Source organism: Streptomyces sp. NBC_01257, assembly GCF_035917255.1.
Taxonomy (GTDB): domain Bacteria; phylum Actinomycetota; class Actinomycetes; order Streptomycetales; family Streptomycetaceae; genus Streptomyces.
Map to the genome: position 1 here is coordinate 7,518,598 of NZ_CP108472.1, position 23,507 is coordinate 7,542,104.

22 protein-coding genes are annotated in these 23,507 nt (G+C 72.5%); 8 read left to right on the top strand and 14 right to left on the bottom strand.

The genetic code is table 11. The features are described from left to right. Positions 1-28: 28 nt before the first annotated feature. Both OG408_RS32835 and OG408_RS32840 read right to left on the bottom strand, forming a co-directional pair. Complete coding sequence (locus OG408_RS32835) at positions 29-1,909, bottom strand: alkaline phosphatase family protein (protein WP_326673461.1); 1,881 nt, start codon at positions 1,907-1,909, stop codon at positions 29-31. A gap of 216 nt (positions 1,910-2,125) precedes the next feature. Next, entirely contained in the window at positions 2,126-3,073 is a 948-nt protein-coding gene (locus tag OG408_RS32840) for a hypothetical protein (RefSeq protein ID WP_326673463.1), read from the bottom strand. 237 nt (positions 3,074-3,310) lie between these two features. Between OG408_RS32840 and hydA the strand changes: the two genes are divergently transcribed. Beyond that, positions 3,311-4,711, top strand: coding sequence for a dihydropyrimidinase (gene hydA / locus OG408_RS32845; protein ID WP_285565144.1), 1,401 nt, complete (start codon positions 3,311-3,313; stop codon positions 4,709-4,711). Between the two features lie 115 nt (positions 4,712-4,826). On the opposite strand, the gene OG408_RS32850 is transcribed toward hydA, so the two are convergent. From OG408_RS32850 to OG408_RS32875, 6 genes are read right to left on the bottom strand one after another with little or no spacing between them, the layout of a single operon-like run. Then, positions 4,827-5,264 (bottom strand): hypothetical protein, encoded by a 438-nt coding sequence (locus OG408_RS32850; protein ID WP_266784824.1) that lies wholly within the window; start codon positions 5,262-5,264, stop codon positions 4,827-4,829. A gap of 47 nt (positions 5,265-5,311) precedes the next feature. Then, positions 5,312-5,743 (bottom strand): peptidase M23, encoded by a 432-nt coding sequence (locus OG408_RS32855; protein ID WP_266784826.1) that lies wholly within the window; start codon positions 5,741-5,743, stop codon positions 5,312-5,314. Positions 5,744-5,779: 36 nt separating this feature from the next. Further along, entirely contained in the window at positions 5,780-6,667 is an 888-nt protein-coding gene (locus OG408_RS32860; protein WP_285565143.1) for a hypothetical protein, read from the bottom strand. A gap of 35 nt (positions 6,668-6,702) precedes the next feature. After that, entirely contained in the window at positions 6,703-7,941 is a 1,239-nt protein-coding gene (locus tag OG408_RS32865; protein ID WP_442806150.1) for an ABC transporter permease, read from the bottom strand. 2 nt (positions 7,942-7,943) lie between these two features. Next, complete coding sequence (locus OG408_RS32870) at positions 7,944-8,645, bottom strand: ABC transporter ATP-binding protein (RefSeq protein ID WP_266784832.1); 702 nt, start codon at positions 8,643-8,645, stop codon at positions 7,944-7,946. Then, positions 8,642-9,997, bottom strand: a complete 1,356-nt coding sequence (locus OG408_RS32875; RefSeq protein WP_326673468.1) for a peptidoglycan-binding protein — start codon at positions 9,995-9,997, stop codon at positions 8,642-8,644. The genes OG408_RS32870 and OG408_RS32875 overlap by 4 nt, the downstream gene beginning before the upstream one ends. 656 nt (positions 9,998-10,653) lie before the next feature. Here OG408_RS32875 and OG408_RS32880 point away from each other — a divergent pair. Together OG408_RS32880 and OG408_RS32885 are read left to right on the top strand one after the other, a co-directional pair. Then, complete coding sequence (locus tag OG408_RS32880) at positions 10,654-11,655, top strand: TIGR03842 family LLM class F420-dependent oxidoreductase (protein WP_326673470.1); 1,002 nt, start codon at positions 10,654-10,656, stop codon at positions 11,653-11,655. 81 nt (positions 11,656-11,736) lie between these two features. Beyond that, positions 11,737-13,287, top strand: coding sequence for an NCS1 family nucleobase:cation symporter-1 (locus OG408_RS32885; RefSeq protein WP_326673472.1), 1,551 nt, complete (start codon positions 11,737-11,739; stop codon positions 13,285-13,287). Here OG408_RS32885 and OG408_RS32890 read toward each other — a convergent pair. Next, entirely contained in the window at positions 13,250-14,023 is a 774-nt protein-coding gene (locus tag OG408_RS32890; RefSeq protein ID WP_266784840.1) for a hypothetical protein, read from the bottom strand. The genes OG408_RS32885 and OG408_RS32890 overlap by 38 nt on opposite strands. A 203-nt stretch (positions 14,024-14,226) precedes the next feature. Between OG408_RS32890 and OG408_RS32895 the strand changes: the two genes are divergently transcribed. Further along, a complete protein-coding gene (locus OG408_RS32895) occupies positions 14,227-14,589 on the top strand; it encodes a hypothetical protein (RefSeq protein WP_326673474.1) in 363 nt (120 codons plus the stop codon). Between the two features lie 84 nt (positions 14,590-14,673). On the opposite strand, the gene OG408_RS32900 is transcribed toward OG408_RS32895, so the two are convergent. Then, complete coding sequence (locus tag OG408_RS32900) at positions 14,674-15,396, bottom strand: hypothetical protein (RefSeq protein WP_326673477.1); 723 nt, start codon at positions 15,394-15,396, stop codon at positions 14,674-14,676. A gap of 241 nt (positions 15,397-15,637) precedes the next feature. Here OG408_RS32900 and OG408_RS32905 point away from each other — a divergent pair, with 241 nt between their 5' ends. Beyond that, positions 15,638-17,071 carry an amidase gene (locus tag OG408_RS32905; protein WP_266784845.1) on the top strand — a complete coding sequence of 478 codons (1,434 nt, stop codon included), beginning with the start codon at positions 15,638-15,640 and terminating at the stop codon, positions 17,069-17,071. A gap of 6 nt (positions 17,072-17,077) precedes the next feature. Here OG408_RS32905 and OG408_RS32910 read toward each other — a convergent pair whose 3' ends face one another. Together OG408_RS32910 and OG408_RS32915 are read right to left on the bottom strand one after the other, a co-directional pair. Continuing rightward, on the bottom strand, positions 17,078-17,884 hold the full coding sequence (locus tag OG408_RS32910) for a class I SAM-dependent methyltransferase (protein WP_326673479.1): 807 nt from the start codon (positions 17,882-17,884) through the stop codon (positions 17,078-17,080). Further along, a complete protein-coding gene (locus OG408_RS32915) occupies positions 17,881-18,864 on the bottom strand; it encodes a carboxymuconolactone decarboxylase family protein (RefSeq protein ID WP_326673481.1) in 984 nt (327 codons plus the stop codon). Before OG408_RS32915 ends, OG408_RS32910 begins: the two co-directional genes overlap by 4 nt. Positions 18,865-19,033: 169 nt before the next feature. Here OG408_RS32915 and OG408_RS32920 point away from each other — a divergent pair, with 169 nt between their 5' ends. Both OG408_RS32920 and OG408_RS32925 read left to right on the top strand, forming a co-directional pair. Then, positions 19,034-20,182 (top strand): sensor histidine kinase, encoded by a 1,149-nt coding sequence (locus tag OG408_RS32920; protein ID WP_266784851.1) that lies wholly within the window; start codon positions 19,034-19,036, stop codon positions 20,180-20,182. A gap of 53 nt (positions 20,183-20,235) precedes the next feature. Continuing rightward, positions 20,236-20,862 (top strand): response regulator, encoded by a 627-nt coding sequence (locus OG408_RS32925; RefSeq protein ID WP_442806151.1) that lies wholly within the window; start codon positions 20,236-20,238, stop codon positions 20,860-20,862. Here the strand turns inward: OG408_RS32925 and OG408_RS32930 are convergent. After that, positions 20,826-21,308 (bottom strand): MarR family winged helix-turn-helix transcriptional regulator, encoded by a 483-nt coding sequence (locus OG408_RS32930; protein ID WP_266784855.1) that lies wholly within the window; start codon positions 21,306-21,308, stop codon positions 20,826-20,828. The genes OG408_RS32925 and OG408_RS32930 overlap by 37 nt on opposite strands. 135 nt (positions 21,309-21,443) lie before the next feature. Here OG408_RS32930 and OG408_RS32935 point away from each other — a divergent pair, with 135 nt between their 5' ends. Then, positions 21,444-22,403 (top strand): quinone oxidoreductase family protein, encoded by a 960-nt coding sequence (locus tag OG408_RS32935; RefSeq protein WP_326673484.1) that lies wholly within the window; start codon positions 21,444-21,446, stop codon positions 22,401-22,403. A 23-nt stretch (positions 22,404-22,426) separates the two neighbouring features. On the opposite strand, the gene OG408_RS32940 is transcribed toward OG408_RS32935, so the two are convergent. After that, a complete protein-coding gene (locus tag OG408_RS32940) occupies positions 22,427-23,491 on the bottom strand; it encodes a lipoate--protein ligase family protein (RefSeq protein ID WP_326674629.1) in 1,065 nt (354 codons plus the stop codon). Positions 23,492-23,507: the final 16 nt, after the last annotated feature.

The following is a 23,507-nucleotide window of genomic DNA, read 5'->3' on the forward strand; positions in this document are numbered from 1 at the left end:
GGCCGGCCGTCGCACCCCCGCCGCCCGGTCAGCCGCGGTGGCCGGACGGACGGGTGAGGTCCAGGGCGCGGACCGGGTCGAGCTCGCCGTAGTACGCGAGTCCCCGCAAGCCGACGGAGGTGACCTTCAGCGTCGCCCGGTCGGCGCCCCGGCCGACGGTGGCCCTGAAGCGGACCGAGCCGTCCTTCTTCGTGGTGCCGGTGAGCCTGTGCACCGTGCCGCCCGCGGTCAGCTCGGCGGTGACCTTCGCGCCCTTCACCGGCTTGCCCTGAGCGGTCCGGACCACGCCGTTCGCCGTGACCTTCCACGCGGCGTCGGAGCCGGGCCGGCCGAGCAGCTTCGTGTCGGCAGTCAGAGAGGCGACGGTCAGCTGCGACGGCGGCGCGGGCTGGCCGAACGCCACTTGGTCGACGGTCCAGAACGCGCTGTTCGTGCCCGTGTAGCGGAAGCTCAGCCGGGCCGACTCCGCCCCTGCCGGGACGGCCAGCTCAAGGTGCTCGAAGGTGTTGGCGTTCGCGCGGTAGGACTTCACGAGCTGCGGGGCGCCGCCGTCGTACGAGACGTACACGTCGCCGGTCTGCGGACCGTCGATCCGGTAGTCGGTCGCGTAGGAGAGCGTCGCCCGCGCCGCTCCGTTCAGCCGGTACGCCGGGCTGACCAGGGTGGAGTCGAACTGGCTCGCGTCGTGCGCCTTGTCGTCCCACTCGTCGGAGTCGGCGACCGCGAAGACGTCGCGCGCCCGGACGTTCGTCTCGCGGCCCTGGCCGCGCTCGGCGTTGGTCCAGAACTCGTCGGTGGCGAAGGCCCAGCCGCGCCACTCCGTGACGCCGCCGGCCGGCATCCGCGAGTTGTCGACGGACCAGCCGGCGGGTGCGGTGTCCGTCCAGCCCTTGGTGCCGGCCGGGAGCCCGGTCTCGTCGACGGGGGCGCGGAGCGCGGGGCGCAGCGCGTCGAAGGCGTCCGGCTTCAGCTCGGCGAGCGCGGTGCCGTCGAGGTTCCAGGCCGGGTCGGTGGCGACGCCCTCGTGGCCCAGGACCGTGGGCGCGATATCGGTGATCTTGACGTCGTCGCGTACCGAGCCGGGCGCGATGCCGCTGCCGCGGGCGATCACGAACGTGCCGCGCTCCAGCGGGGTGTTGCCGCCGTGGCCGCCGGTCGGCGTGTGGCCGTGGTCGGCGGTGACGACGACGAGCCAGTCCTCGGCGGCGTACGTCGGCCGTGCGGCGACGGCGTCCAGGAGCCGGCCGACCTGGGCGTCGGCGGTGTTGAGGGCCTTGAGGTAGGCGTCGCTCGACGAGCCGGAGCTGTGGCCGGCGCCGTCGACCTCGTCGAGGTGGACGAACGTCGAGTCGGGGTTGCCGTGCGCGAGGTAGTCCTCGGCCTTGGCGGTGGTGCCCGCGTCGTTGCCGCCGGCTGTGCGCAGATCCGTCGTCGCACCGAAGATGATCTCGGGGACGGGGCTCCAGGTGCCGACGACGAGCGTGGACGTGGCCGGGTCGGCCGTCTCCAGCCGGGTCGCGTAGTCGGGGTACTGGCCGTAGTTCGGCGCGGTGAAGTCGTTGTCCCTCACGTTGTGCTTGTCGGGCCAGACACCCGTCGCGATGGACGACCAGCCGGCGCCGGAGACGGTCGGCGCCATGGGCTCGGCGTACAGGTTGCTCCGGGCGGTGAGCCCCTGTGCCATCAGCCGGTCCAGGTGCGGGACTTCGGCGCGCGAGAAGGCGTCGAAGGTGGCGCCGTCGATGCCGATGACCAGGGTCTTGGCTTGCTTGGTGCCGGACGGCAGGCCCTCGTACGGGGCGGCGGCCCGGCTGCCCCCGCCGTCGGCGTGGGCGGTGGACGCCAGGAACGGGAGGGCGACGACGGTGGCGGTGGCCAGCACGGTGCGCGCTGAGCGCGGAAGGGACACGTGATCCTCCGGGATCGGTCGGGGGCACCGGGCGAACGGGGGCGCCCGGTGGCGTGTCCGAGACTCCCGGCCGGTGGTGAGCGGACCACACCGCACACGGGACGGGCGCATGAACCGCACTCGACATGTGGACCAGACCCGTGATCTGTTCGTGACACATGACGGGTTGTCGGGGGCGTGAGGGGCATCGTCCGGACGCCCCCGACTCGGCGGCCGCTACCGCCCGATGCGCTCGAACGCCACGGACCCGCCGGAGTTCTCGTCGTCCGTCCCCCAGAGGCCCAGCCCCCCGGGCAGGACCGCGATGGCCTCGATCTTCCGGTTGTCCTGCCGGGTGAAGCGGCTGAGCGGGCGCAGAGCGTGCTCGGGCCTGAGCCGCAGGACCGCGTCGTGCGCCCGGTTCACGGTGAGCCGGCCGGCGTCGTAAACCGCGGAGGCGAACGGGCCGTCGTCCACATTCGGGTCCGAGGCGGACGACACCAGCACCGTGCCGTCGCCGAGCACCTTCAGATCGCTGATGTGGCGCACCTCGTCCCGGTCGGGGTAGGGCACGGAGAACTCCTGCCGCGCCGTGACCGTCCCGAACTCCGGTCCGTGCGCGCCGATGCGGACCGAGGCCGCCCGCACGACGGCCTTCTCGGCGCCCCTGCCCCGCGTCGCCCACACCGCGTTGAGCCTGCCCGACCGGTCGCGGTGCAGCGCGAAGCTCTCGTAGTTGTCGCCCTCGTGCCGCCCCGGCAGGGTCACGGGGTCGTGCCCGGCCGTCGCCCTGCCGTCCGCGACGACCACGTCGTACGCGCCGCCCCCGCTGGCCAGAGCGATGTAGTGGCCGGGGCGGCCGGGCACCGCGTCGAGCGCCTCCAGGTCGACGGGGACCACGCCCAGCCACGGGAGCTCGCTGACGGCGGGGGCCTGGCCGGGCCGCAGGCGTACGGTCGCCACCCGGCTCTCGCCGTCCCCCTTGTTGTCCCGCACGACGACGGCGTCGGCGAGACCGCGGCCCGCGGGCGCCCCCTCGACGAGCGCCAGGCCGCTCACCCCGCCCAGGATGCCCGACCCGACCCGCTGCCAGCCGTCGGGCACGGCGGCCGCGCCGGCGTTCAGCGGGGCGGCGGCGAGGGCGGCGCAGAGGGCGGCCGTGACGATGATTCCGTTTCTGATCATGGAACGAAGCTAGGCGGCCGCCCCCGGCCGCCGGGGCCGGCCGCCGCCTCCCGTCCGGCGGGTTCCCCCGCAAGGGCTCGCCGCGCTGGGCCGGTTGAGTGCCGGACGGGTGAAACACAAACGTCTTCAGCGGTTAGCGGCAGCGGTATTGCCACAGTGGGTATCCCACTTCTACGTTCTTCATCACGCACCTTGTCTACGTGCGTAGACCCATTCCGCCACAGTGAGGAGGGGTACATGAACCGCACCGTCATCCACGGCGGCCTCGTCATCACCGCGTCCGACGAGATCCACGCAGACGTGCTCGTCGAGGGCGGGCGCATCGCCGCACTCGCCGCACACGGTACCGACGCCGCGGCGGGCTGGACCGCCGAGCGGACCATCGACGCCACCGGGAAGTACGTCATCCCGGGCGGTGTCGACGCGCACACCCACATGGAGATGCCGTTCGGCGGCACGTTCGCAGCGGACACCTTCGAGACGGGCACCCGGGCCGCGGCCTGGGGCGGCACCACCACCATCGTGGACTTCGCCGTCCAGTCCGTCGGCCGCTCGCTGCGCGAGGGACTGGACGCCTGGTACGCCAAGGCGGACGGCAACTGCGCCATCGACTACGCGTTCCACATGATCCTCGCGGACGTGAACGAGTCGTCGCTCAAGGAGATGGACCTGCTGGTCGCGGAGGGCGTCACGTCCTTCAAGCTGTTCATGGCCTACCCGGGCGTCTTCTACAGCGACGACGGGCAGATCCTGCGCGCCATGCAGCGGGCCGAGTCCAACGGTGGCCTGATGATGATGCACGCGGAGAACGGCATCGCCATCGACGTCCTCGTCGAGCAGGCGCTCGCCCAGGGCCGCACCGATCCGCGCTACCACGGGGACGTGCGCAAGGTGGCGCTGGAGGCCGAGGCCACGCACCGCGCGATCCAGCTCGCCCGCGTCGCCGGTGCCCCGCTGTACATCGTGCACGTCTCCGCCGACGAGGCCGTCGCCGAGATCGCCGCGGCCCGGCACAAGGGGCTGCCCGTCTTCGGCGAGACCTGCCCGCAGTACCTCTTCCTCTCCACCGACAACCTCGCCGAGCCGGACTTCGAGGGCGCCAAGTACGTGTGCTCCACACCCCTGAGGCCCAAGGAGCATCAGGAAGCGCTCTGGCGGGGGCTGCGGAACAATGAGCTCCAGGTCGTCTCCACCGACCACTGTCCCTTCTGCTTCTCCGGCCAGAAGGAGATGGGACGCGGCGACTTCTCGAAGATCCCCAACGGCATGCCGGGCGTCGAGAACCGGATGGACCTGCTGCACCAGGCGGTCGTCGACGGCCACATCTCGCGCCGCCGCTGGATCGAGATCGCGTGTGCCTCCCCGGCCCGGATGTTCGGCCTCTACCCGAAGAAGGGCACCATCGCCCCCGGGGCCGACGCCGACATCGTCATCTACGATCCTGCGGCCGAACAGACCATCTCCGCCGAGACCCACCACATGAACGTCGACTACTCGGCGTACGAGGGCAAGCGCGTCACCGGGCGGGTCGAGACCGTGCTGTCGCGCGGGGTGCCGGTGATCGACAACCGGGCGTACGTGGGGAAGGCGGGGCACGGGGCGTATCTGGCACGGGGCATGTGCCAGTACGCGAACTGAACCGCAGTCGCCGGCCGGCGGCCGGCAGTTCGCCTTGGTTCCTCAGGGGACGAGGCCGGGTCCCTCTCCTCTCCGGAAATGACCGGAGAGGAGAGGGACCCGGCGGGTCACCCGGTCAGCGCCAGCGGAAGGACGCGTTGTTGTTGTAGGTGTTGACGAGGTTGCCCTTGTCGCGGGGCGGGGCCACGTCGGAGGCGCCGGCGTAGTTGGAGTTGAAGTACGAGACGCCGGTCCTGCTGGTGTCGCTGTTGGCGTAGGACGCGGCGTTGTTCTTCACGTGTGTGCCGACGCCGTTGGTGCCCTGGCCGCCGTCCGAGAAGTTCATCGGGTAGCCGGTGCCACCGTAGTTGTCCCAGTTGGCGACGTTCGAGACCGTGGCGGTCCAGCCGCCCTTCTGGTTGGAGTTGTACCAGAGGCAGTAGTGGCTGTCGATGACGCCGCCGCAGAGGCTGTCGGGGATGCTGTCGGCCTGTGCGGGCGCGGCGGTGACGAGCATGGCGAGGGTGCCGGCGGCGGCCAGGGCGGCGGCCACGGCGGAGTTACGGGTACGCATGAGGTTCTTCTCCTTGGGTGGTCGGGCGAACAAGGGACCCTGAGTGGTCAGCGCCAGCGGAAGGACGCGTTGTTGTTGTAGGTGTTGACGAGGTTGCCCTTGTCGCGGGGCGGGGCCACGTCGGAGGCGCCGGCGTAGTTGGAGTTGAAGTACGAGACGCCGGTCTTGCTGTCGTGGCTGTTCGCGTAGGACGCGGCGTTGTTCTTCACGGGGGTGTTCACGCCGTTCGTGCCCTGGCCGCCGTTCGAGAAGTTCCACGGATAACCGCCGTCGTTACCCCAGTTGGCGATGTTCTCGTAGGTGGCGGTCCAGCCGCCCTTCTGGTTGGAGTTGTACCAGAGGCAGTAGTCGACATCGATGACGCCGCCGCAGAGGCTGTCGGGGATGCTGTCGGCCTGTGCGGGCGCGGCGGTGACGAGCATGGCGAGGGTGCCGGCGGCGGCCAGGGCGGCGGCCACGGCGGAGTTACGGGTACGCATGATGTTCTCCTTGAACGGTGATGCCGATGGGTGTTGTCAGCCGGACTGGCCGAGTTCGACCGCGGCGCGCTTGAGCTGCTCGGTCTTCTGCCGCTCGATCCGGGCGAAGGTCTCGGGATCCTTCTCGATCTCCGTGCGCTGCAACTCGGACTCCACGTCGAACCACGCGCGGACCAGCCCGGTCTTCTTCTTGCATTCGACGTCCGCTCGGGCCGTCGAAATCTCCTTCTGGTCCGCCTTCTTGCCGGCGAAGGCCTGGTCGTCGATGGCGTCCATCGGCGAGTCGTAGCGGTAGCCCTTGGCCGTCATGCACGACGACCAGGTACGGAAGGCGGCGAGGACCCGGGGGTCCTTCTCGCTGCGGGCGTAGCTGCTCATGTTGAGCGTGCGGGCCACCTCGTCGGGACCGAACGCGTCGGCCCCGCCCGCCAGCCGCTTCTTGGCCTTGCCGATGCAGCCGCCCTCGGGATCGAGCGTGCCGTCCGCGAGGGACTCGCCGGACAAGGTGACGCGGGCCGCCTCGCTCAGCGCCTTGACGGCGCTGTTCCGCCCCACGGGCGGGGCCGGGAAGTGGTAGCCGTAGGCCTGCGCGGTGTGGCTGTTGGCGATGCCGTAGCGGCGGTCCATGACACCGATGTCCGGGGACTGGCTGTCGTCGGGCCGGTAGGCGAAGCCGGCCTCCTTCATGCAGGTCACGGCGAGGCTGCTCATGGCCCGGGTCAGCTGGGCGATCTCGGACTCCGAGAAGATGTACGCCTCCACGGGCAGGGCCAGATCCGTGGTGAGGCTGGACGACGCGGGCGCGATCGAGTTGTCCGGCTGCGGGGGCCCGGCCTTGTCGTCGGAGTCGCCGCCGCACCCCGTGAGGAGCAGGGCACCGGTGAGCAGGGCGGCCACTGCCGCCGTCGTCGTCTTTTTTCGCACAGCTCTTCCTTGCAGGCATGGAGGGGTGGGGCGGATCAGCGGCGCAGGGCCTCTGCGGGCTGGATGCGGCTGGCCCGCCAGGCGGGGTAGAGCCCCGCGAGTACCCCGGTGACCAGGCCGATCGCGGGGGCGGCCACGACGGTCGCCGGGTGGATGACGGGGGTCCAGTCGCGGACGACCGCCATGGCGACGACGGTGACCGTGCCGATGCTGGTGCCGACGAGACCGCCGAGCGCGCCCAGAGCGCCCGACTCGGCCAGGAACTGGAGGGTGATGTGGCGGCCCCGGGCGCCCAGGGCGCGGCGCAGTCCGATCTCGCCGGTGCGCTCCAGGACCGCGACCAGAGTGGTGTTGGCGATACCGACCGCGCCGATCACCAGGCAGATGCCGGCCAGCAGCATGAACAGTTCGTCCAGGTCGGAGGTGACGCTGCCGCGCAGGCCCCGCGGATCCGGCGGTGGTACCGCCTTGAAGTACTCGAGGTGTGCCGGGTCGAGAGCCAGGGGCGCCTCGGAGGCGATCTGCCGGGCCGCCCCCAGGTCGGTCGCGATGAGCATCTGCGCCCGCGCACCGCTGTCCGGGCCGCCCCAGATCCGCTCGGCGGTGGTCCGCGGCACCACGACCGACAGCAGCAGGTCGGCCTTCCGTTCGACGTCGGCGACGATGCCGATGACGGTGAAGGCATGGTCGCCCACGAAGACCGCCGGCGCGGTCTCCAGGGTGGTGATGCCCAGCCGCGCGGCCAGCCCCGAGCCGATCACCGCCACGTTCTCGCCCCGCCGGTCGTGGTAGGCGTCGAAGATCCGCCCCTGCTCCAGGTCGGGCCCGGCCGCTTCGAGGACCCCGGGGGAGGCTGCGACCACCTCGGTCCGCTCTCCCTCGTCACCGGTCCCGGGCGGCGCGGCCGACACGAGTTCCTCCGCTGTCAGCCGCACCGGCCAGTACACGCCCGCGTTCCGCACGCCGTTGAGCGCCTCGATGCGACGGTCCGCGTCGGCCGGGAAGGCGTTCGCCAGGTACTCGGGCTGCTCGCCGCCGGTGTCCTCGACGGTCACCTGGGTGGCGGTCAGCTCATTGAAACGGGAGTCGATCTGCGAGGACGTGGTGGCCGTGAGGCCGAGGACCACGACGAAGGTGCCGACGCCGAGGACGGTGCCGAGCGCGGTGAGCGCGGAGCGCGCGGGGCGTTGCAGGATGCCGGCGGCGCACTCGGATAGCAGGTCGCGCCGGCTCAGGTGGGACCGCTCGCCTCGTGGCGCCCTGGGTGGACGCAGCCTCACGCGGCCACCACCTGTTCTCTGAGCACGCCGTCCCGGATCGTGACGGTGCGCTGGCCGCGCGCCGCGACATCCGGGTCGTGCGTGATCACGAGGAGGGTCATGCCGTCGCGGTGCAGTTCGTCCAGGAGACGCAGAATCGACTCCGCGGTCGCGGTGTCGAGGTTGCCGGTCGGTTCGTCGCACAGCAGCAGCGAGGGCCGGGCGACCAGCGCGCGGGCGACGGCGACACGCTGCTGTTCACCTCCGGACAGCCTGCTGGGCAGTGCGTCGGCGCGGTGGCCGAGGCCGACACGCTCCAGCGCCTCGCGGGCCCGGCCGGCGCGGCCGCGGCGCTCGGCGGAGTTGTAGACCATGGCCAGCATCACGTTCTCCACCGCGGAGCGGTGCGGCAGCAGGTGGAAGCTCTGGAAGACGAACCCGATCCGTCGCCCGCGCAGCCAGGTGCGGTCGGCGTCGCCGAGGGCTGCGGTGTCGGTCCCGTCCAGGAGGTAGCGGCCCTCGGTGGGCGCGTCGAGCAGCCCCGCGATGTTGAGGAAGGTCGACTTGCCGGAGCCGGAAGGGCCGACGACCGTGACGTACTCGCCCCGGTGGACGGCGAGTTCGCACTCCCGCAGCGCCCGCACCTGCGGTGGCCCGGGGTAGGTGAGGCCGACGCCCCGGAACTCGACGACGGGGGGTGCGACCTGGGTGTCGCTCACCGTGCGACGCCCACGACGACCTTGTCGCCCGCAGAGAGCCGAGCGCCCCCGGCGGGAACGACCTCGGTGTAGCCGTCCCCGGAGGTGCCGGCCCGGACTTCGACGCGGTGCCGTTCTCCGGAAGCGCCCAGGACGGTGACGCTGGTGCGGGAGTCGGCCCCGGCGGAGAGGGCGGACACCGGGACGACGAGCACCTTCTTGCCCGAGGTGGCGGCCTCGATCGTCAGACGGACGTCCTGCCCGGCGAGCCGGGCGGGGAGCGGGGTGTCGGGCTTGACGACGACGGCGTAACCCTGGCTGTCCGCGGCCTCGCCCTGGTCGCCGCCCTCGGCGGCGGTGGGGGCGTCGGCCACCGAGGTGACCGTGGCGGTCACCTTTTCGCTGTAGACCTCGGACAGCAACTCGACCTTCTGGCCGGGACGGATCAGGTCCTTCTCCTGGGCGCCCAGCGACCCCTTGACCACCAGCCGCCCGGCGGAGACGGTCGCGAGCTTCTCGCCGGCCTCGCCGCCGACCTTGGCGGTCAAGGAGTCGACACGGGCCGGGAAGCCGGAGAGGAAGACCACCTCGGACGCGGGGACCATCGGGCCCGACTTCGCCTCGGCCTGGGCGAGGTGCGTCCGCGCCTCGGCCAGATCCTCGCGGGCGTAGCGGACCGCCGTGGCGTCCTGCTTCTTCCCGGGCTCGGTCCGCAGCAGCCCGTCGAGCTGACGCTGGGCCTGCTTCACACCGTCCCGGGCAGCGGCGACCGGGTCGCCTTCCGAGCCCTCGGCCATGCCCGAGGCCGGAACGGGCTCGTAGCCGATGGCGGCGTAGAGCGCGGCGACGGCCTGCTTGGTGCCGGTGCCGTAGGTGCCGGACGGGTCGGATCCGGTGGAGTGGCCCACGGACTTGAGGGCCTGCTGGAGCTGGCGTACGTCGTCGCCGTGGCTGCCGGGCTTGAGGTCGCGGTAGACGGGGAGGGCGCCGGGCAGCGCGAAGACCGGCCGGCCGGAGACCTCCAGGAGGACCCGGCCCGCCGCGAACGTCTGACCGGAGCGGACCATCACCTTGGTGACGACGGGTGCGGCCGACCCGTCCACGGTGGCGCCGGCCGGGGCGAGTTCGACCGTCTGCGAGGCGGAGACGGTACCGCGGGTGACGACGGTGTCGGCCAGGACACGCCGCTCGACCGGCGCCGTGAGCACATCGAGGGCCGGCGGTCCGGCGTCGGCGGCCGCCTGGGCGGGCGACTTGACGAAGGCCGAAGTCCACACGGCGGCACCCGAGAGCACCACAGCGCCCGCCGCCACCGCGGCCACGGCACGTTTGCGCCGGGACAGCCCGGTCCGTTCCCCGGTACTGGACAACATTCCCCCCAATGCCACTGCTGTGGAACGGAGTTGGTCACGTTCCCAGTCATGTCCGGGACGGAGTCGATCACTCGGCTCGAGAGGTTGTCAAGGAGAATTCCTGGGCACGCCTTCACCAGAGCGTGACGGGGTGTCGATATGGTCACCATTTATCCGAGGTTCCACCACTCGCTGTGCGGGTGTGGATGACCGATGGCATAAGACGGGTTGACGAGGTGTCAAGGATGGGGGACCGGCCTCGCTCCCGCCCGGCCGGCGCCCGGCGGGTCGTCCGGGGACCAGGCTGATCACCACCTCGATGTCGGAGAGCGCGGCCTCCTCCATCAGGTCATCGCGGCGCGCCGTGGGGGACCGGGGCGGATGGGCCGCCGGGTCCGCGGCCACGCGGCCGTGCCGTGCCGGCCTGCTGACACGCGATCAGTGGACGCGCGTAGAGGACCTCTTCCCAAAGCCCGTGAACAGGTCCAGAATCATCCCTCCGCGACGCGCGTTCCCGGCGGCGTCGGTGCACGGTCCGGTGCCGCCTCCTGTGGAAGGATCTGCCGGAGCCCATCGTTCGAGGCAACGCCCAGAGCCTCTGCCCGCGTGTCTCACCCGAGCGCGCCCGAGGCTCTTAAGACCGCCACCTGTCAGCACGTGGACTAGGAGCACCCGGCATGGACTTCGGACTCGTCCTCCAGACGGACCCGCCGGCCTCGGCCGTCGTCGGCCTGATGCGCCGTGCCGAGCGCAACGGCTTCCGCTACGGCTGGACCTTCGACTCGGCTGTGCTCTGGCAGGAGCCGTTCGTCATCTACAGCCGCATCCTCGAACACACCGATCGCCTCGTCGTGGGGCCGATGGTGACGAATCCGGGGACCCGCACCTGGGAGGTGACCGCCTCCACCTTCGCCACCCTCAACGACATGTACGGCAACCGGACGGTGTGCGGCATCGGCCGCGGCGACTCCGCGATGCGCGTCGCCGGACGCAGCCCCAACACCCTGGCGAGGCTGGGCGAGGCCATCGACGTCATCCGCGACCTCGCCGAGGGGCGCGAGGCCGACGTCGGTGGGCAGCCGGTGCAGATCCCCTGGGTCAAGGACGGCCGGCTGCCCGTCTGGATGGCCGCGTACGGCCCCAAGGCACTGGCGCTCGCCGGGCAGAAGGCCGACGGATTCATCCTCCAGCTCGCCGACCCGTTCCTCACCGAATGGATGATCAAGGCGGTACGGGACGCGGCGGCCGAGGCCGGACGGGACCCGGACTCCGTGACCATCTGCGTCGCCGCACCCGCCTACGTCGGCGACGACCTCGACCACGCCCGCGAGCAGTGCCGCTGGTTCGGCGGCATGGTCGGCAACCACGTCGCCGACCTGGTCGCCCGCTACGGCGAGCACTCCGGACTCGTACCCGAGGCCCTCACCGCGTACATCGCCGGACGCTCCGGGTACGACTACAGCCACCACGGCCGCGCGGGGAACCCCGACACCACCTTCGTGCCCGACGAGATCGTCGACCGCTTCTGCCTGCTGGGCCCGCCCGAGGCACACATCGAGAAGCTCAGGGCCCTGCGCGACCTGGGCGTCGACCAGTTCGCCGTCTACAACATGCACGACGCCCGCGAGGCGACCATCGACGCCTACGGGACCGAGATCATCCCGGCCCTGTCCGACTGACCGCCGCGTCCCTCCGGTCGTACGCAATACCCCGCGCCCCGCCCCGCACGGCACCGTCCCCGAGCGAAGGGTCCAGCCGCCATGACATCGACCGCACCGCCACCACCACCCAGGGACCGGATACCCGCGGCCCCCGACCGCGTCGAACTCCCCACCGGTGCCGCGCCCGACGACAACCGGTTCGTCAACGAGGACCTGCTGCCCGTCCCCCTGGAACGGCGCGACTGGACCACGTACAACTTCGCCGCCCTCTGGGTCGGCATGGCCCACAACATCCCGTCCTGGCTCCTCGCCTCCGGCCTCGTCGCCCTCGGCATGGACTGGAAGCAGGCGGTCCTCACGATCGCGCTCGCCAATCTGATCGTGCTCGGCCCCATGCTGCTGACGGGGCACGCCGGACCCAAGTACGGCATCCCCTTCCCGGTGCTTGCCCGCGCCTCGTTCGGGCTGCGCGGCGCCAACCTGCCCGCCCTGATCCGCGCCGCGGTGGCGTGCGCCTGGTTCGGCATCCAGACCTGGATCGGCGGCGTCGGCATCTTCACCCTGCTCGGGAAGATCTTCGGCGGCTGGGCGAACGCAGCCGAGATCGGCGGGCAGCCGTGGACGCTCTGGCTCTGCTTCATCCTCTTCTGGGCCCTCGAACTCGCCATCATCTACCGGGGGATGGACACCCTGCGCCGGTTCGAGAACTGGGCGGCACCGTTCGTCATCGTCGGCGCGCTGGTGCTGCTGGTCTGGGTCGCCGTGAAGGCGGGCGGCTTCGGCCCGCTGCTGGACCAGCCATCGAAGCTCGGCTGGGGCAAGGAGTTCTGGCCGGTCTTCTTCCCCTCCCTGATGGGCATGATCGCCTTCTGGGCCACGCTCTCCCTGAACATCCCCGACTTCACCCGCTTCGGAGCCGGCCAACGTGCCCAGATCCGCGGCCAGTCGCTCGGACTCCCCACCACGATGACGCTCTTCGCGCTGCTCTCGGTCCTGGTCACCTCCGGCTCGCAGGCCGTGTACGGCGAGGCGATCTGGGACCCGGTCCAGCTCGTCGCCAGGACCGACAACGTGTTCGGGCTGCTGTACGCCCTGGTGACCGTGCTGGTCGCGACCATCTCCGTGAACATCGCGGCCAACGTCGTCTCTCCCGCGTACGACCTGGCGAACCTCGCGCCGAAGCTCGTCAACTTCCGTACGGGCGCGCTGGTCACGGGCGTCGTCGGAGTCGTCATCATGCCGTGGAAGCTCACCGAGACGCCCGAGCTGTACATCTTCACCTGGCTCGGCCTCGTCGGCGGTCTGCTCGGCACGGTCGCGGGCATCCTGATCGCCGACTACTGGATCGTCCGGCGCACCGTCCTCGACCTCGCCGACCTGTACCGGCCCGGCGGCCGCTACTGGTACACCAACGGCTGGAACTGGCGGGCCGTCACCGCCTTCGCCGTCGGCGGCGTCCTGGCGGTCGGCGGCTCGCACTCGGAGCCCGGAAAGGGGCCGTTCCCGGCGGACGGCCTGATCCCGTTCCTGCGGCCACTCGCCGACTACGGCTGGGCGGTCGGGCTGGCCTCCTCGCTGGTGCTGTACGTACTGCTCACCGGGAGGGAGAACGTCACACCGGGCTCGTCGAGCGGCCCAGCAGCGCGCTGACGTCGAACGAGTCGGCCGGCGACGGCGTGGTCCTGGGCACCGGCCGGTCGAAGGCGGAGAAGCCCACGACCGCGTCCGCGCCGTTGCCCTCGATGGTGAGCCGCAGCGGATAGGGCTTGCCGGTGGCCGCCACGTCCAGCACCAGCGTCGTGTTGTCCCGCATCCTGGTCAGCGGGACGACGGACGCCTTGCCGAGCGTGGTCGTCTCGCCCTTGTTGAGTGTCCCGGTGTCGTTGTTCGCGTTGTCGCTGACGAGTTTCTGGAAGGTGTTGAGGTCGCAGGTCTTCGTCAGGGCGCTCAGCCGGGGATCGTCGGCCGAGCCCTTCATGTAGCGGTCGCCCACGATCGCGGCGAAGGCCGACCCGCCGTTGGGCACCTGGTTCTTCCAGAAGGCCGCGTCCGGCTTGATCCAGATGTCGTCCCCGCGCTTCACGATCAGCGCCGACCCCTGGCTGTCGCCCAGGTCCACCGACCCGTTGCAGTTGCCGTCCCGGTCGAGGGTGAGTTCCAGGGACATGGGGGTGCTGCCCCGGCCCAGGTCCCCGCTCGTGCTCAGGTGCATCGAGTGGGCGCTGAGCAGGGCGTCGCGGGAGCGGTCGGCGATCTGCTGGGCGGTGAGGGTGTCGATGTCCTCCGCGTGGGCCACGCCGCTGCCGATGATGCCGCTGCCGGTGACGGAGAGCACGAGCGCCGCGGCCCATGCGGCCGGGCGTGTGCCTAGGTGTGGACCGGTCACGTCGCCTCCTCGAAGGGTCGTGGCGGGACTGTTCGGGTCCGCGATCCGGTCGTTCGAGCGTACGCCGGGCGAGGGACGGCCGCCCGGCGGCGCCCTCCGCCGCCCTCCCGGTGTGTGCACAGCGTGACGTCTTGAGGCGTTTTCGGTTAAGAGGGCCGGGGGCGGTTGCCAGGCACCGAGTTCGTCACGACCGAGAGGGAAACATGAAGAAGTCCATGCGGAGTCTGTCCCGGGCCGTTCTGCGCGGCACCGCCGTCGCGGGGCTGACCGCGGCACTCGCGGTGTCCACCGGACTGGCCACGGCCGCCTCGGCGGCCGCACCGGCGGCGACCACGCCGGGCCTGTCCTGCGAGACGGGCAAGCACGCCATCGACGACTACACGGGCTACGCGCTCTGCCGGAACAACGGCTCCGCGACGCAGACCTTCTGGGTGCACCTGGTCTGCGGCTGGTCCCCGGACGTGGACGGCGAGCACGTCACGCTGAACCCGGGCCAGTCCGGCCAGTCGACCGCGCACTGCGCCGGGCTCGGTACCGGAATCGGTGAGATCACGGTCCAGCCGTAGCCGGCGGTACGCCTGTAGCGGTGCCGCCCGCGCGTGAGCGGCACCGCACAGGCGGGGGACGGGCTCCAGGCACGCCGGTGCCGGTCAGGCGACCGGCCGGGAGCGTTCCTCGATCCAGCCCGCGTCCACCGCCGGACGGTCGTCGTACACCACGAACTCCTCCTCGCACTCCAGCACATCGAGCCCGGCAGCCCCCAACGCGGCCAGCAGTGCGTCCAGTCGGGCGCGCGCACCGGGGCGCCCGACCCCGCGGCAGCGCTGGGTGACGAACCGTTCGTGGCGGCCGCGGCCCGTGGTGCGGCGGGCGTTGCGGGACAGGTGCGCGTCGTGGCGTACGGCGATGTCCCGGGCGAGGGCGACCTCCGGCTCACCGTGGAGCAGGAGCTTGACGTGGTGCTCGAAGTGGCAGACGGAGGGAAGCACCGCGGCCTCGGCGGGTGTCCGCGGCACTCCGGCGTTCCACGGGGCGGCCTCGATCTTCACCCGGACGACGGAGAAGCCCGCCGCCCGCAGCGCAGCCGACCGCAGACCCGCCGCGGCACGCAGGCCGGTGAGCGAACCCCGGCCCCGCTCGGTCAGCATCGGCTGGTCCGGGGTGGCGCCGCGGTCCAGCAGGATGCGGGTGAGCTTCAGACCGTGCTCCAGGGCCCAGCTTTCCAGCCGGGCGAACTCCTCCGAGCCGCCCGAGTCGCCCGAGTCACTCGCCTCACCCGCGGCGCGCCCGGCGCCCGCGGTCGTCCCGGGGGCGGTCCGTACCGTCAGATGTGTCTCGAACTCGCCCTCGAACTCCGCTCGCGCACGTCCCACCAGTGTTTTCGTCATTCCGCCGCCGTCCGCTCCGGTCCACATCCGCCCGCGAACGTAGCAAGCGGCACTGACACCGCCCCGGAAACGGTTGAGTGGGGACCCCCGACTCGTTACCCTCCAGTAGGTTTGTCGGGCGGACAGGCGCACGCACCTGACGGTACGAGGGAGGCGGCAGCCTGTGTTCTCAACGGACTCAACGGACTCAACGGACTCGACGGACTCAACGGATTCGGCGGATTCCGTGGGCAGCGGCATCGATGCCCCGGCCGGGCTGGCCGACAGCGCGCGGGCCCTCGCGGACGGCCGCACCACCGCCACCCGGCTCGTCACCGAGGCCCTCGCCCGGATCGAGGCGAGCCAGGGCACCCTCAACGCCTTCCGGCACCTGCGCGCCGACGCCGCGCTGGCCGAAGCCGCCGAGGCCGACCGGCGGCTCGAAGCGGGGGAGCGGCTGCCCTTGCTCGGCGTGCCCGTCGCGGTCAAGGACGACACCGACGTCGCCGGGATGCCCACCTACTTCGGCTGCGCGGGGGAGCTGCCCCCGGCGACCGCCGACAGCGAGGCCGTCCGACGGCTGCGCGCTGCCGGAGCGGTCATCGTCGGGAAGACCAACTCCTGCGAACTGGGACAGTGGCCGTTCACCGAGGGCACCGCCTTCGGCGCCACCCGCAACCCCTGGCACACCGGCCACACCCCGGGCGGCTCGTCCGGCGGTTCGGCCGCCGCCGTCGCGGCCGGGCTGGTCCCCGCCGCGCTCGGCTCCGACGGCGCCGGGTCCGTCCGCATCCCCGCAGCCTGGACCCACCTCGTCGGCATCAAGCCGCAGCGCGGCCGCATCTCCGTCCACCCGCACCGCGACGCCTTCCAGGGGCTCACCGTCAACGGCCCGCTGGCCAGGACCGTCGCGGACGCGGCCCTGCTGCTGGACGCCGTGGCCGGAGCGCACCCCGACGACCCGCACCGCCCGCCGCCCGTCGAGGCCTCGGCGGCCGCCCGCCGCGACCCCGGCAGGCTGCGCATCGCGCTGGCCTGGCGTCCCCCGCTCACCCTCACCGGCACGGCACCCCACCCCGAGGTCCGCCGCGCCGTCACCGAGATCGCCGAGGCGCTGGCCCGGCTCGGCCACCACGTCGAGGAGGCCCGGCCCCGCTACGGGCTGATCGGCCTCGGCTTCGTGCCCCGTGCCACCGCCGGCATCGCCGAACTCGCCGCCCGGCACCCCGAACCGGCGCTGCTGGACCCCCGCACCCGCAGCGCCCTGCGCACCGGCACCCGGCTCGGCGGCCGGGTGGTGCGGGCGGCCCGCGAGCGGGAGGTGCGCCAGCACCGACGGATCGGCGCCCTGTTCCACCCCTCCCGAGGCCGGTCAGGCCAGGGATTCGACGTGCTGCTCACCCCGACGACCGCCCTGCCGCCGCCCCGGATCGGCCGGTTCGACGGGCTGAGCGCGTGGCGCACCGATGTGGCGATCACCGAGGCCTGCCCGTACGCCTGGCCGTGGAACGTCCTGGGCTGGCCCGGCATCAACGTCCCCGCGGGCTTCACCCGCGACGGCCTCCCCGTCGGGGCCCAGCTGCTCGGCCCCTCCCGCAGCGAGGAGCGGCTCATCTCACTGGCCGCCCAGCTGGAGGCCGACCGGCGGTGGTACGAGCACCGCCCGCCGGCCGCACCTTAGGGGTGGCTACGGGGTGTGCGCGGTCACCACCCACACCCCCGCCCGCAGCAGCACCCCGCGCGGCGACTCGTGGGGCAGCAGGGCGTCGGTCATCGCGGCCCGCGTGGCGTCGGAGACGGCGAGGCCGGGCGTGCGGGAGACGAAGAACCCGACCGCGTCCGCCGCGTCCTTCCCCCAGCAGGTGGCGGCGCTCACGCCCGTCACCCCGATGCCCGTGAAACCCGCCGCGCCCAGGACCTCGTGGATGCGCTCGGGCTCCGAGAGCGAGGCCATCGCCGTGGCCACCGCGTGCTCGGTGGTGTGATCACGGCCCAGCAGCGAGGCCAGCAGTCCCAGCGCCTTGCGCTCCTCCCCCTCCGGCCGCGCGGGCTGCGGACAGATGAACGCCAGCCGGCCGCCCGGCCGCAGCGCTCCCGCGAGGTTCGTGAACGCGGCGACGGGGTCGGCGAAGAACATCACCCCGCCCCGGCTGATCACCAGGTCGTACCCGCCGGGCTCGAACGCGCAGGTCTGCGCGTCGGCCAGCCGGTAGGTGACGTGCGGGAAGCGTTCGCCCGGGGTGAGTTCGCGGGCCCTGGCGAGGAGCGGCTCCGAGATGTCGACCCCGGTGACCCGGCCGCCCGCCGCCCGCAGCGCGGCACCCCGGGTCGTGAGCCCGCTCCCGCAGCCGATGTCGGCCACCTGCTCCCCGGCGCTGACCGACGCCGCGTCGAACAGCGCCTCGTCGAACCCGTCCAGCATGGCGTTGTAGCGGTCCGGATGAGCGGCCCAGTGCTGCCCGAGCGGTCCGTTCCAGGCTTCGGCGACCGTCATGCGTGCTCCTTCGTCTCCAGGGTGAGCGTGGCCTCGACGCGCCCCATGGCGCAGATCGCGCCGAACGCGACCAGATGGACCATGCAGTGGTCGGTGAACGGCGGTGCGAGCCAGGCGGCCACGTCCTCGTCCGTGATCCGGTACGGGGCGCGCGCCGCGAGCAGGGCGAGCCGGGCGCCCGGCCGCTCGGTCCGGTCCGGCAGACCGGCTCCGTGCAGGGGGAGCGGGGTGACCCCGTCCCAGGCCGCCACCGATTCCCGTACGAGCGCCGCGCCCTCGTCGCTCAGCAGCCCGGCTCCGAGTTCCGCCGCGGTGCGCAGCGCGCCGTATGCCGTGCCGACGGCGGTGGCCCTCGCCCAGGCGGGCGGCTCGCCCTCCGTTTCGAGCAGCGGCAGGCTCGGCCCCGTCACCAGCTCGCGGCGCACGGTCCGGGCCAGGGAGCGGCCCGCCGCACTCCGTACGCAGCGAAGGCGCTGGAGACCACCGGGCAGCATGCTCTCGGTCAGCAGCGAGGACACGACGCGGTTGATGAAGTGGAAGGCCAGCGCGGTTCCGATGTGCTCGGGCGCGGCGGCCGGCGGGAACGGCTGCGGCGTGCTCATGTCCTTTCCCCAGGCCAGCAGGGCGCGATGGCCGGGGTCCGCCGGCTGTTCGCCGCGGGCGATCGTCTCCGCCAGCCGGTGGTCGCCGGTGGCGTGCAGCAGCACGGTGTGCGCGTCCACGCAGAACGGGCAGCGGTTGGCGAGCGACACCCCGGCCGCCACCACCTCCTTGTCCGTACGGGACACCTGCCCGGCCAGCAGTGCCTCGCGCAGCAGGGACCAGGCCGCGGTGAGGAGCGGCGGTGATGCGGACAGGACGACGAAGGTCGGGGCGCGTTCGATCCCGAAGTCGGTGGCCATCTGGGCGTACACGTCGGCGACCACCCCGGTCGCCGACTTGGGAGGTACGGGTGAGGTGTAGCGGAAAGGTCCGGTCATGGTGACGATGCTGGGCCGCGGACCGGGCCCGGGTCGTCGTACCGGCGAAGGCATTCGCCGCCGGTCCCGGCCGACCCGCGGCGGCCCGGAACTACTGCCCGGGGAGTAGTGCCCGGCCGGTCCCCAGGGCTGATGCCCCGGGTGTCGTACGGGAGTTAGGGTGCGGCACATGACGGGGGACGCGGGGGACACCGGCCGCCGCACCTGGTCGCTGGACGCGGTACTCGCGGTCGCGATCGGTGCGGCGGTCACCGTCGCGGCCTGCGCGGCCTCGGCTCCCGGGGCACTGGACCTGGTGCTCGTCGCGACCGGGTCGCTGGCCCTTGCCGGGCATCGCCGGGCACCCCGTACGGTGCTCGTCGTCACGACGCTCGCCATGTCCGGCTACGTGCTGCACGCGCACCCGGGCAGCTGGGCGGCGTTCCCCGTGCTGGCCGCCGTGCACGCGGCCGCCCGCAACGGGCACCGAGGCTGGGGCGTCGCGGCGGGCGCCCTCTTCCTCACCGGCTACTTCGCCGTCCTCGTCACCGCCTCGCCGGCCGTCGAGGGCGTCGTGGAGCGGACCCTGCTGCTGCTCGGCTGGTTCCTGTGCGCGGGGGTCACCGGGCTCATCGACAAGAACTGGCAGGCCTATCTGCGCCAGACCGAGCAGCGGGCCGTCGACGCCGAACGCACCCGGGACGAGGCCGCGTTGCGCCGGGCGGGGGAGGAGCGGCTGCGGATCGCCCGCGAACTGCACGACTCGCTCACCCACTCCATCTCGATCGTCAAACTCCAGGCGGGAGTCGCCGTCCACCTCGCCCGCAAACGCGGCACCGAGGTGGAGCCGGCCCTGCTTGCCATCCAGGAGGCGAGCGGCGAGGCGATGCGTGAACTGCGGGCCACACTGGAGGTGTTGCGCACCGACGTCGTCGAACCCGGCACCGGGCTCGACCGGATCGGTGAACTCGCCGAACGGGCCCGCAGCGCCGGCATCGCGCTCGCGCTCACCGTCAGCGGCGAGGAAAGGCCCCTCCCTGTGTCCGTGGACCATGCCGCTTACCGCATCGTGCAGGAGGCACTCACCAATGTGGCCAGGCACGCCGACCGGGCCCCGACCACCGTCCGGCTCGCCTACGGGCCGGACGCCCTGACCGTGCACGTCGACGACCACGGCCCCTGCGCCCCGGGCGACTCCGTCACCGCGGGCACCGGCCTCACCGGTATGCGGGAGCGCGTCACCGCGCTCGGCGGCACCCTGGCCGCCGCCCCGCGTCCGGCCGGCGGCTTCTCCGTCCACGCCGAACTGCCGCTGCACAGCGCCGGATCCGCCGCGTGAACGAGGAGGACGGCGCCCCGGTCCGGGTGCTCATCGTCGACGACCAGGCCCTCATGCGGGCCGGCTTCCGGGCGCTGCTCGACGCGGAGGACGGCATCGAGGTGGTCGGCGAGGCCGCGGACGGCCGCGAGGGCGTGGAGCTGGCCCGGCTGCACACCCCGGACGTCGCCCTCGTCGACGTACAGATGCCGGTGATGACGGGCATCGAGGCCACCCGGGCGATCGCCGCCGACCCGCTGCTGTGCGGGGTCCATGTGGTGATCCTGACCAACTACGGTCTGGACGAGTACGTGTTCGACGCGCTGCGCGCCGGGGCCGCGGGCTTTCTGCTCAAGGACACCGAGCCCGCCGAACTGCTGCGGGCCGTCCACGTCGCGGCCCGCGGCGACGCCCTGCTCTCGCCCGCCGTCACCCGCCGTCTGATCGGCGAGTTCGTCGCCCGGCCGCCCGACCGGGCGACCGCGCCGGGCTTCGAGACCCTGACCCGCCGGGAGCGGGAGGTCAGCGCGCTGGCGGCCCGCGGGCTGACGAACGAGGAGATCGCCGCGCACATGGTCATCAGCCCGTTCACCGCCAAGACGCACATCAGCCGCGCCATGACCAAGCTCGGTGCCCGGGACCGGGCCCAACTGGTCGTCTTCGCCTATGAGTCGGGGCTCGTCACGCCGCGCGAGCGGTGAGCCGATCCGGAGACGAGCGTGCCGGCGAGCCGGGTGAGCACCTCGCGCTCGCCGGGGGGCAGGTGCGCGGTGAGCGCGGTGACGCGGCGGCCGATCTCGTCGGCGGCCCCGGCGGTCAGCTCGGCACCGAGAGGGGTGAGCGAGACCAGCACGGCGCGGCCGTCGTGCGGGGAGGGGGAGCGCCTGACCAGGCCGCGCTTCTCGGCGCGGGCGACGAGCCCGGTCATGGAGGACTTGTCCAGGCCGAGGTGACCGCCGAGTTCGAGCATTCCGGCCTGCCGGTCGCGCAGGATGCCCAGCAGCCGGATCTGGATGACCGACAGGTCGTGCTCGCCGCCCACGGCGGTCAGGACGCGCTGGACCAGGAAGGACAGCTGCACCAGGGCATCCACCGTGTCGAGGGGCTGGTCGTCGGCGAGGCCCGCGGGGGTGGGTTCGGTGGTCATGGAGGCGAGTCTAGTTGACTTGGTACGTGGCGCAAACTACTTTTGAAAGTAGTACGTGCCGCAAACCAGATGGTGGCGGCAGTCGCACCCTCGTGCCCCGGCCCCCAGTGCCGAGGGCCGGACGGGAGAACCCTCATGCATGCCGCAGTCGTCCACTCCTTCGACGCACCGCCCCGCTACGACACCGTCCCCGACCCCGTCGCCTCCGGGGAGCACCAGGTCCTCGTCGACGTGCTGGCGGCGGGACTGCACCCCCGGGTGCGCTCGGCCGCCGACGGCAGCCACTACACCTCCGACGGCACCCTGCCGCTCGTCCCCGGCATCGACGCCGTCGGCCGCACGCCGGACGGTGAACTGCTCTACTTCGTCGCCGCGGACTCCGCGCCGGGCACCATGGCCGAGCGGGCCGTCGTCGACCGGCGCCGGGCCGTCGCCCTGCCGGCCGGAACCGACCCGGCCGCCGTCGCGGCGGCCATGAACCCCGGCATGTCCTCCTGGGTCGCGCTGCGCCGCCGGGTCTCCTTCCGCCCCGGCGGCACCGTCCTGGTCATGGGCGCCACCGGCAACGCCGGACAGCTCGCCGTCCGGATCGCCCGGCACCTCGGCGCCGCCCGCGTCATCGGTGCGGGCCGCGACCCGGGGCGGCTCGCCCTGCTGAAGGGGCTCGGGGCGGACGAGGTGGTCGCGCTCGACGGCGACGACCGGGACGTGGCCGACCGGCTCGGCCGCGCCGCCGCCGATGCCGATGTGGTGCTGGACTACCTGTGGGGTCCGCCCGCGGTCCTGGCCATGACCGCGCTGCTCACCGCCCGGAGCGACCGCGCCAAGGCCCTGGCCTGGATCCAGATCGGCTCCATGGCCGGCCAGGAGATCACCCTGCCGTCGTTCCTGCTGCGCGCGGGGAACCTGAACATCATGGGCAGCGGCCAGGGTTCGCTGACCACCGCCGGCATTCTCGCCGAACTGCCCTCCCTGGCCCAGGAGATCGCCGCCGGAACGCTGGCCGTGGACGTCCTTCCGGTGCCGCTGGACCAGGTCGAACAGGCCTGGAACACCCCGGTCGACCCGGGCCGGCGGGTGGTCCTGACGCCGTAGTGGCCCGGGGCGGACCACCGGTCCTACGGCACCCGGGCGGTCCACTCGGCCGTGCCGAACTTGGTGCGGACGAGCTCCTCGGCCAGGGCCAGCTCCTCAGGGGTCACCGCGCCGCGGCTGAGACCGTGCCGGTTGCGGAACGACTCGATCATCCGCTCGATGACGGTCCGCCGGGGAAGCCCCGTCTGCCGGCGCAGGGGGTCGACGCGCTTCTTGGCGCTCTTCGTGCCCTTGTCGGACATCTTCTCCTTGCCGATGCGCAGGACGTCGAGCATCTTGTCGGCGTCGATGTCGTACGACATCGTCACGTGGTGCAGCACCGCCCCGGGCCTCCCGTCCGGCCCCACCACACGCTTCTGCGCCGCACCGGCGATCTTCCCGACCTCGGTCGCGATGTCGTTCAGGGGCTGGTACCAGGCCTTGATGCCCATGTCGCCCAGCGCTTCCAGCACCCAGTCGTCGAGGTAGGCGTAACTGTCGGCGAAGGACAGCCCGGAGACGAGGGACTGGGGCACCGCCAGCGAGTACGTGATGGTGCTGCTCGGCTCCGCGAACATCGCGCCGCCCCCGGAGACGCGCCGCACCACCGTGACCCCGTGCCGCTCGACTCCGGCCGGGTCGACCTCGTTGCGCAGCGACTGGAAGCTGCCGATGATCACCGCGGGGGAGTCCCACTCCCACACCCGCAGCGTCGGCGGCCGACGGCCCGCGGCGACCTCGGCCGTGATGACCTCGTCGAGAGCCATGTGGAGGGCGGGGGGCTGCGGCGCGTCATGGATGAGCTGCCAGTCGTAGTCGCTCCACTCCGTGGCGTGCGCCAGCGCCCGGCGTACGGCGACGGCCACGCCCTCCGAGGTGAGACCCAGCATCACCGTCGAGGCGGGGAGGGCCGCGTCGATCCGGGCCGCCAGCCCCACCGTGTCCGTGGTGGCCGGAGCCCCCTCCAGCGCCGCGTCGATCGCGAGGATCGCCTCGTCCGGCTCCAGGAAGAAGTCGCCCGCCACCCGTACGTCCCGCAGTGCCCCGCCCCGGACATCCAGGTCCACCACGACCAGTTTGCCGCCGGGGACCTTGTACTCACCGTGCACAGCCATGCCTCCAGTT

Coding starts and splice junctions, on each gene's coding strand:
- OG408_RS32840 (WP_326673463.1), bottom strand. CDS start 3,073: ATGATCAGAAACGGAATCATCGTCACGGCCGCCCTCTGCGCCGCCCTC.
- hydA (WP_285565144.1), top strand. CDS start 3,311: ATGAACCGCACCGTCATCCACGGCGGCCTCGTCATCACCGCGTCCGAC.
- OG408_RS32850 (WP_266784824.1), bottom strand. CDS start 5,264: ATGCGTACCCGTAACTCCGCCGTGGCCGCCGCCCTGGCCGCCGCCGGC.
- OG408_RS32855 (WP_266784826.1), bottom strand. CDS start 5,743: ATGCGTACCCGTAACTCCGCCGTGGCCGCCGCCCTGGCCGCCGCCGGC.
- OG408_RS32875 (WP_326673468.1), bottom strand. CDS start 9,997: ATGTTGTCCAGTACCGGGGAACGGACCGGGCTGTCCCGGCGCAAACGT.
- OG408_RS32880 (WP_326673470.1), top strand. CDS start 10,654: ATGGACTTCGGACTCGTCCTCCAGACGGACCCGCCGGCCTCGGCCGTC.
- OG408_RS32885 (WP_326673472.1), top strand. CDS start 11,737: ATGACATCGACCGCACCGCCACCACCACCCAGGGACCGGATACCCGCG.
- OG408_RS32895 (WP_326673474.1), top strand. CDS start 14,227: ATGAAGAAGTCCATGCGGAGTCTGTCCCGGGCCGTTCTGCGCGGCACC.
- OG408_RS32910 (WP_326673479.1), bottom strand. CDS start 17,884: ATGACGGTCGCCGAAGCCTGGAACGGACCGCTCGGGCAGCACTGGGCC.
- OG408_RS32915 (WP_326673481.1), bottom strand. CDS start 18,864: ATGACCGGACCTTTCCGCTACACCTCACCCGTACCTCCCAAGTCGGCG.
- OG408_RS32920 (WP_266784851.1), top strand. CDS start 19,034: ATGACGGGGGACGCGGGGGACACCGGCCGCCGCACCTGGTCGCTGGAC.
- OG408_RS32925 (WP_442806151.1), top strand. CDS start 20,236: ATGCGGGCCGGCTTCCGGGCGCTGCTCGACGCGGAGGACGGCATCGAG.
- OG408_RS32930 (WP_266784855.1), bottom strand. CDS start 21,308: ATGACCACCGAACCCACCCCCGCGGGCCTCGCCGACGACCAGCCCCTC.
- OG408_RS32935 (WP_326673484.1), top strand. CDS start 21,444: ATGCATGCCGCAGTCGTCCACTCCTTCGACGCACCGCCCCGCTACGAC.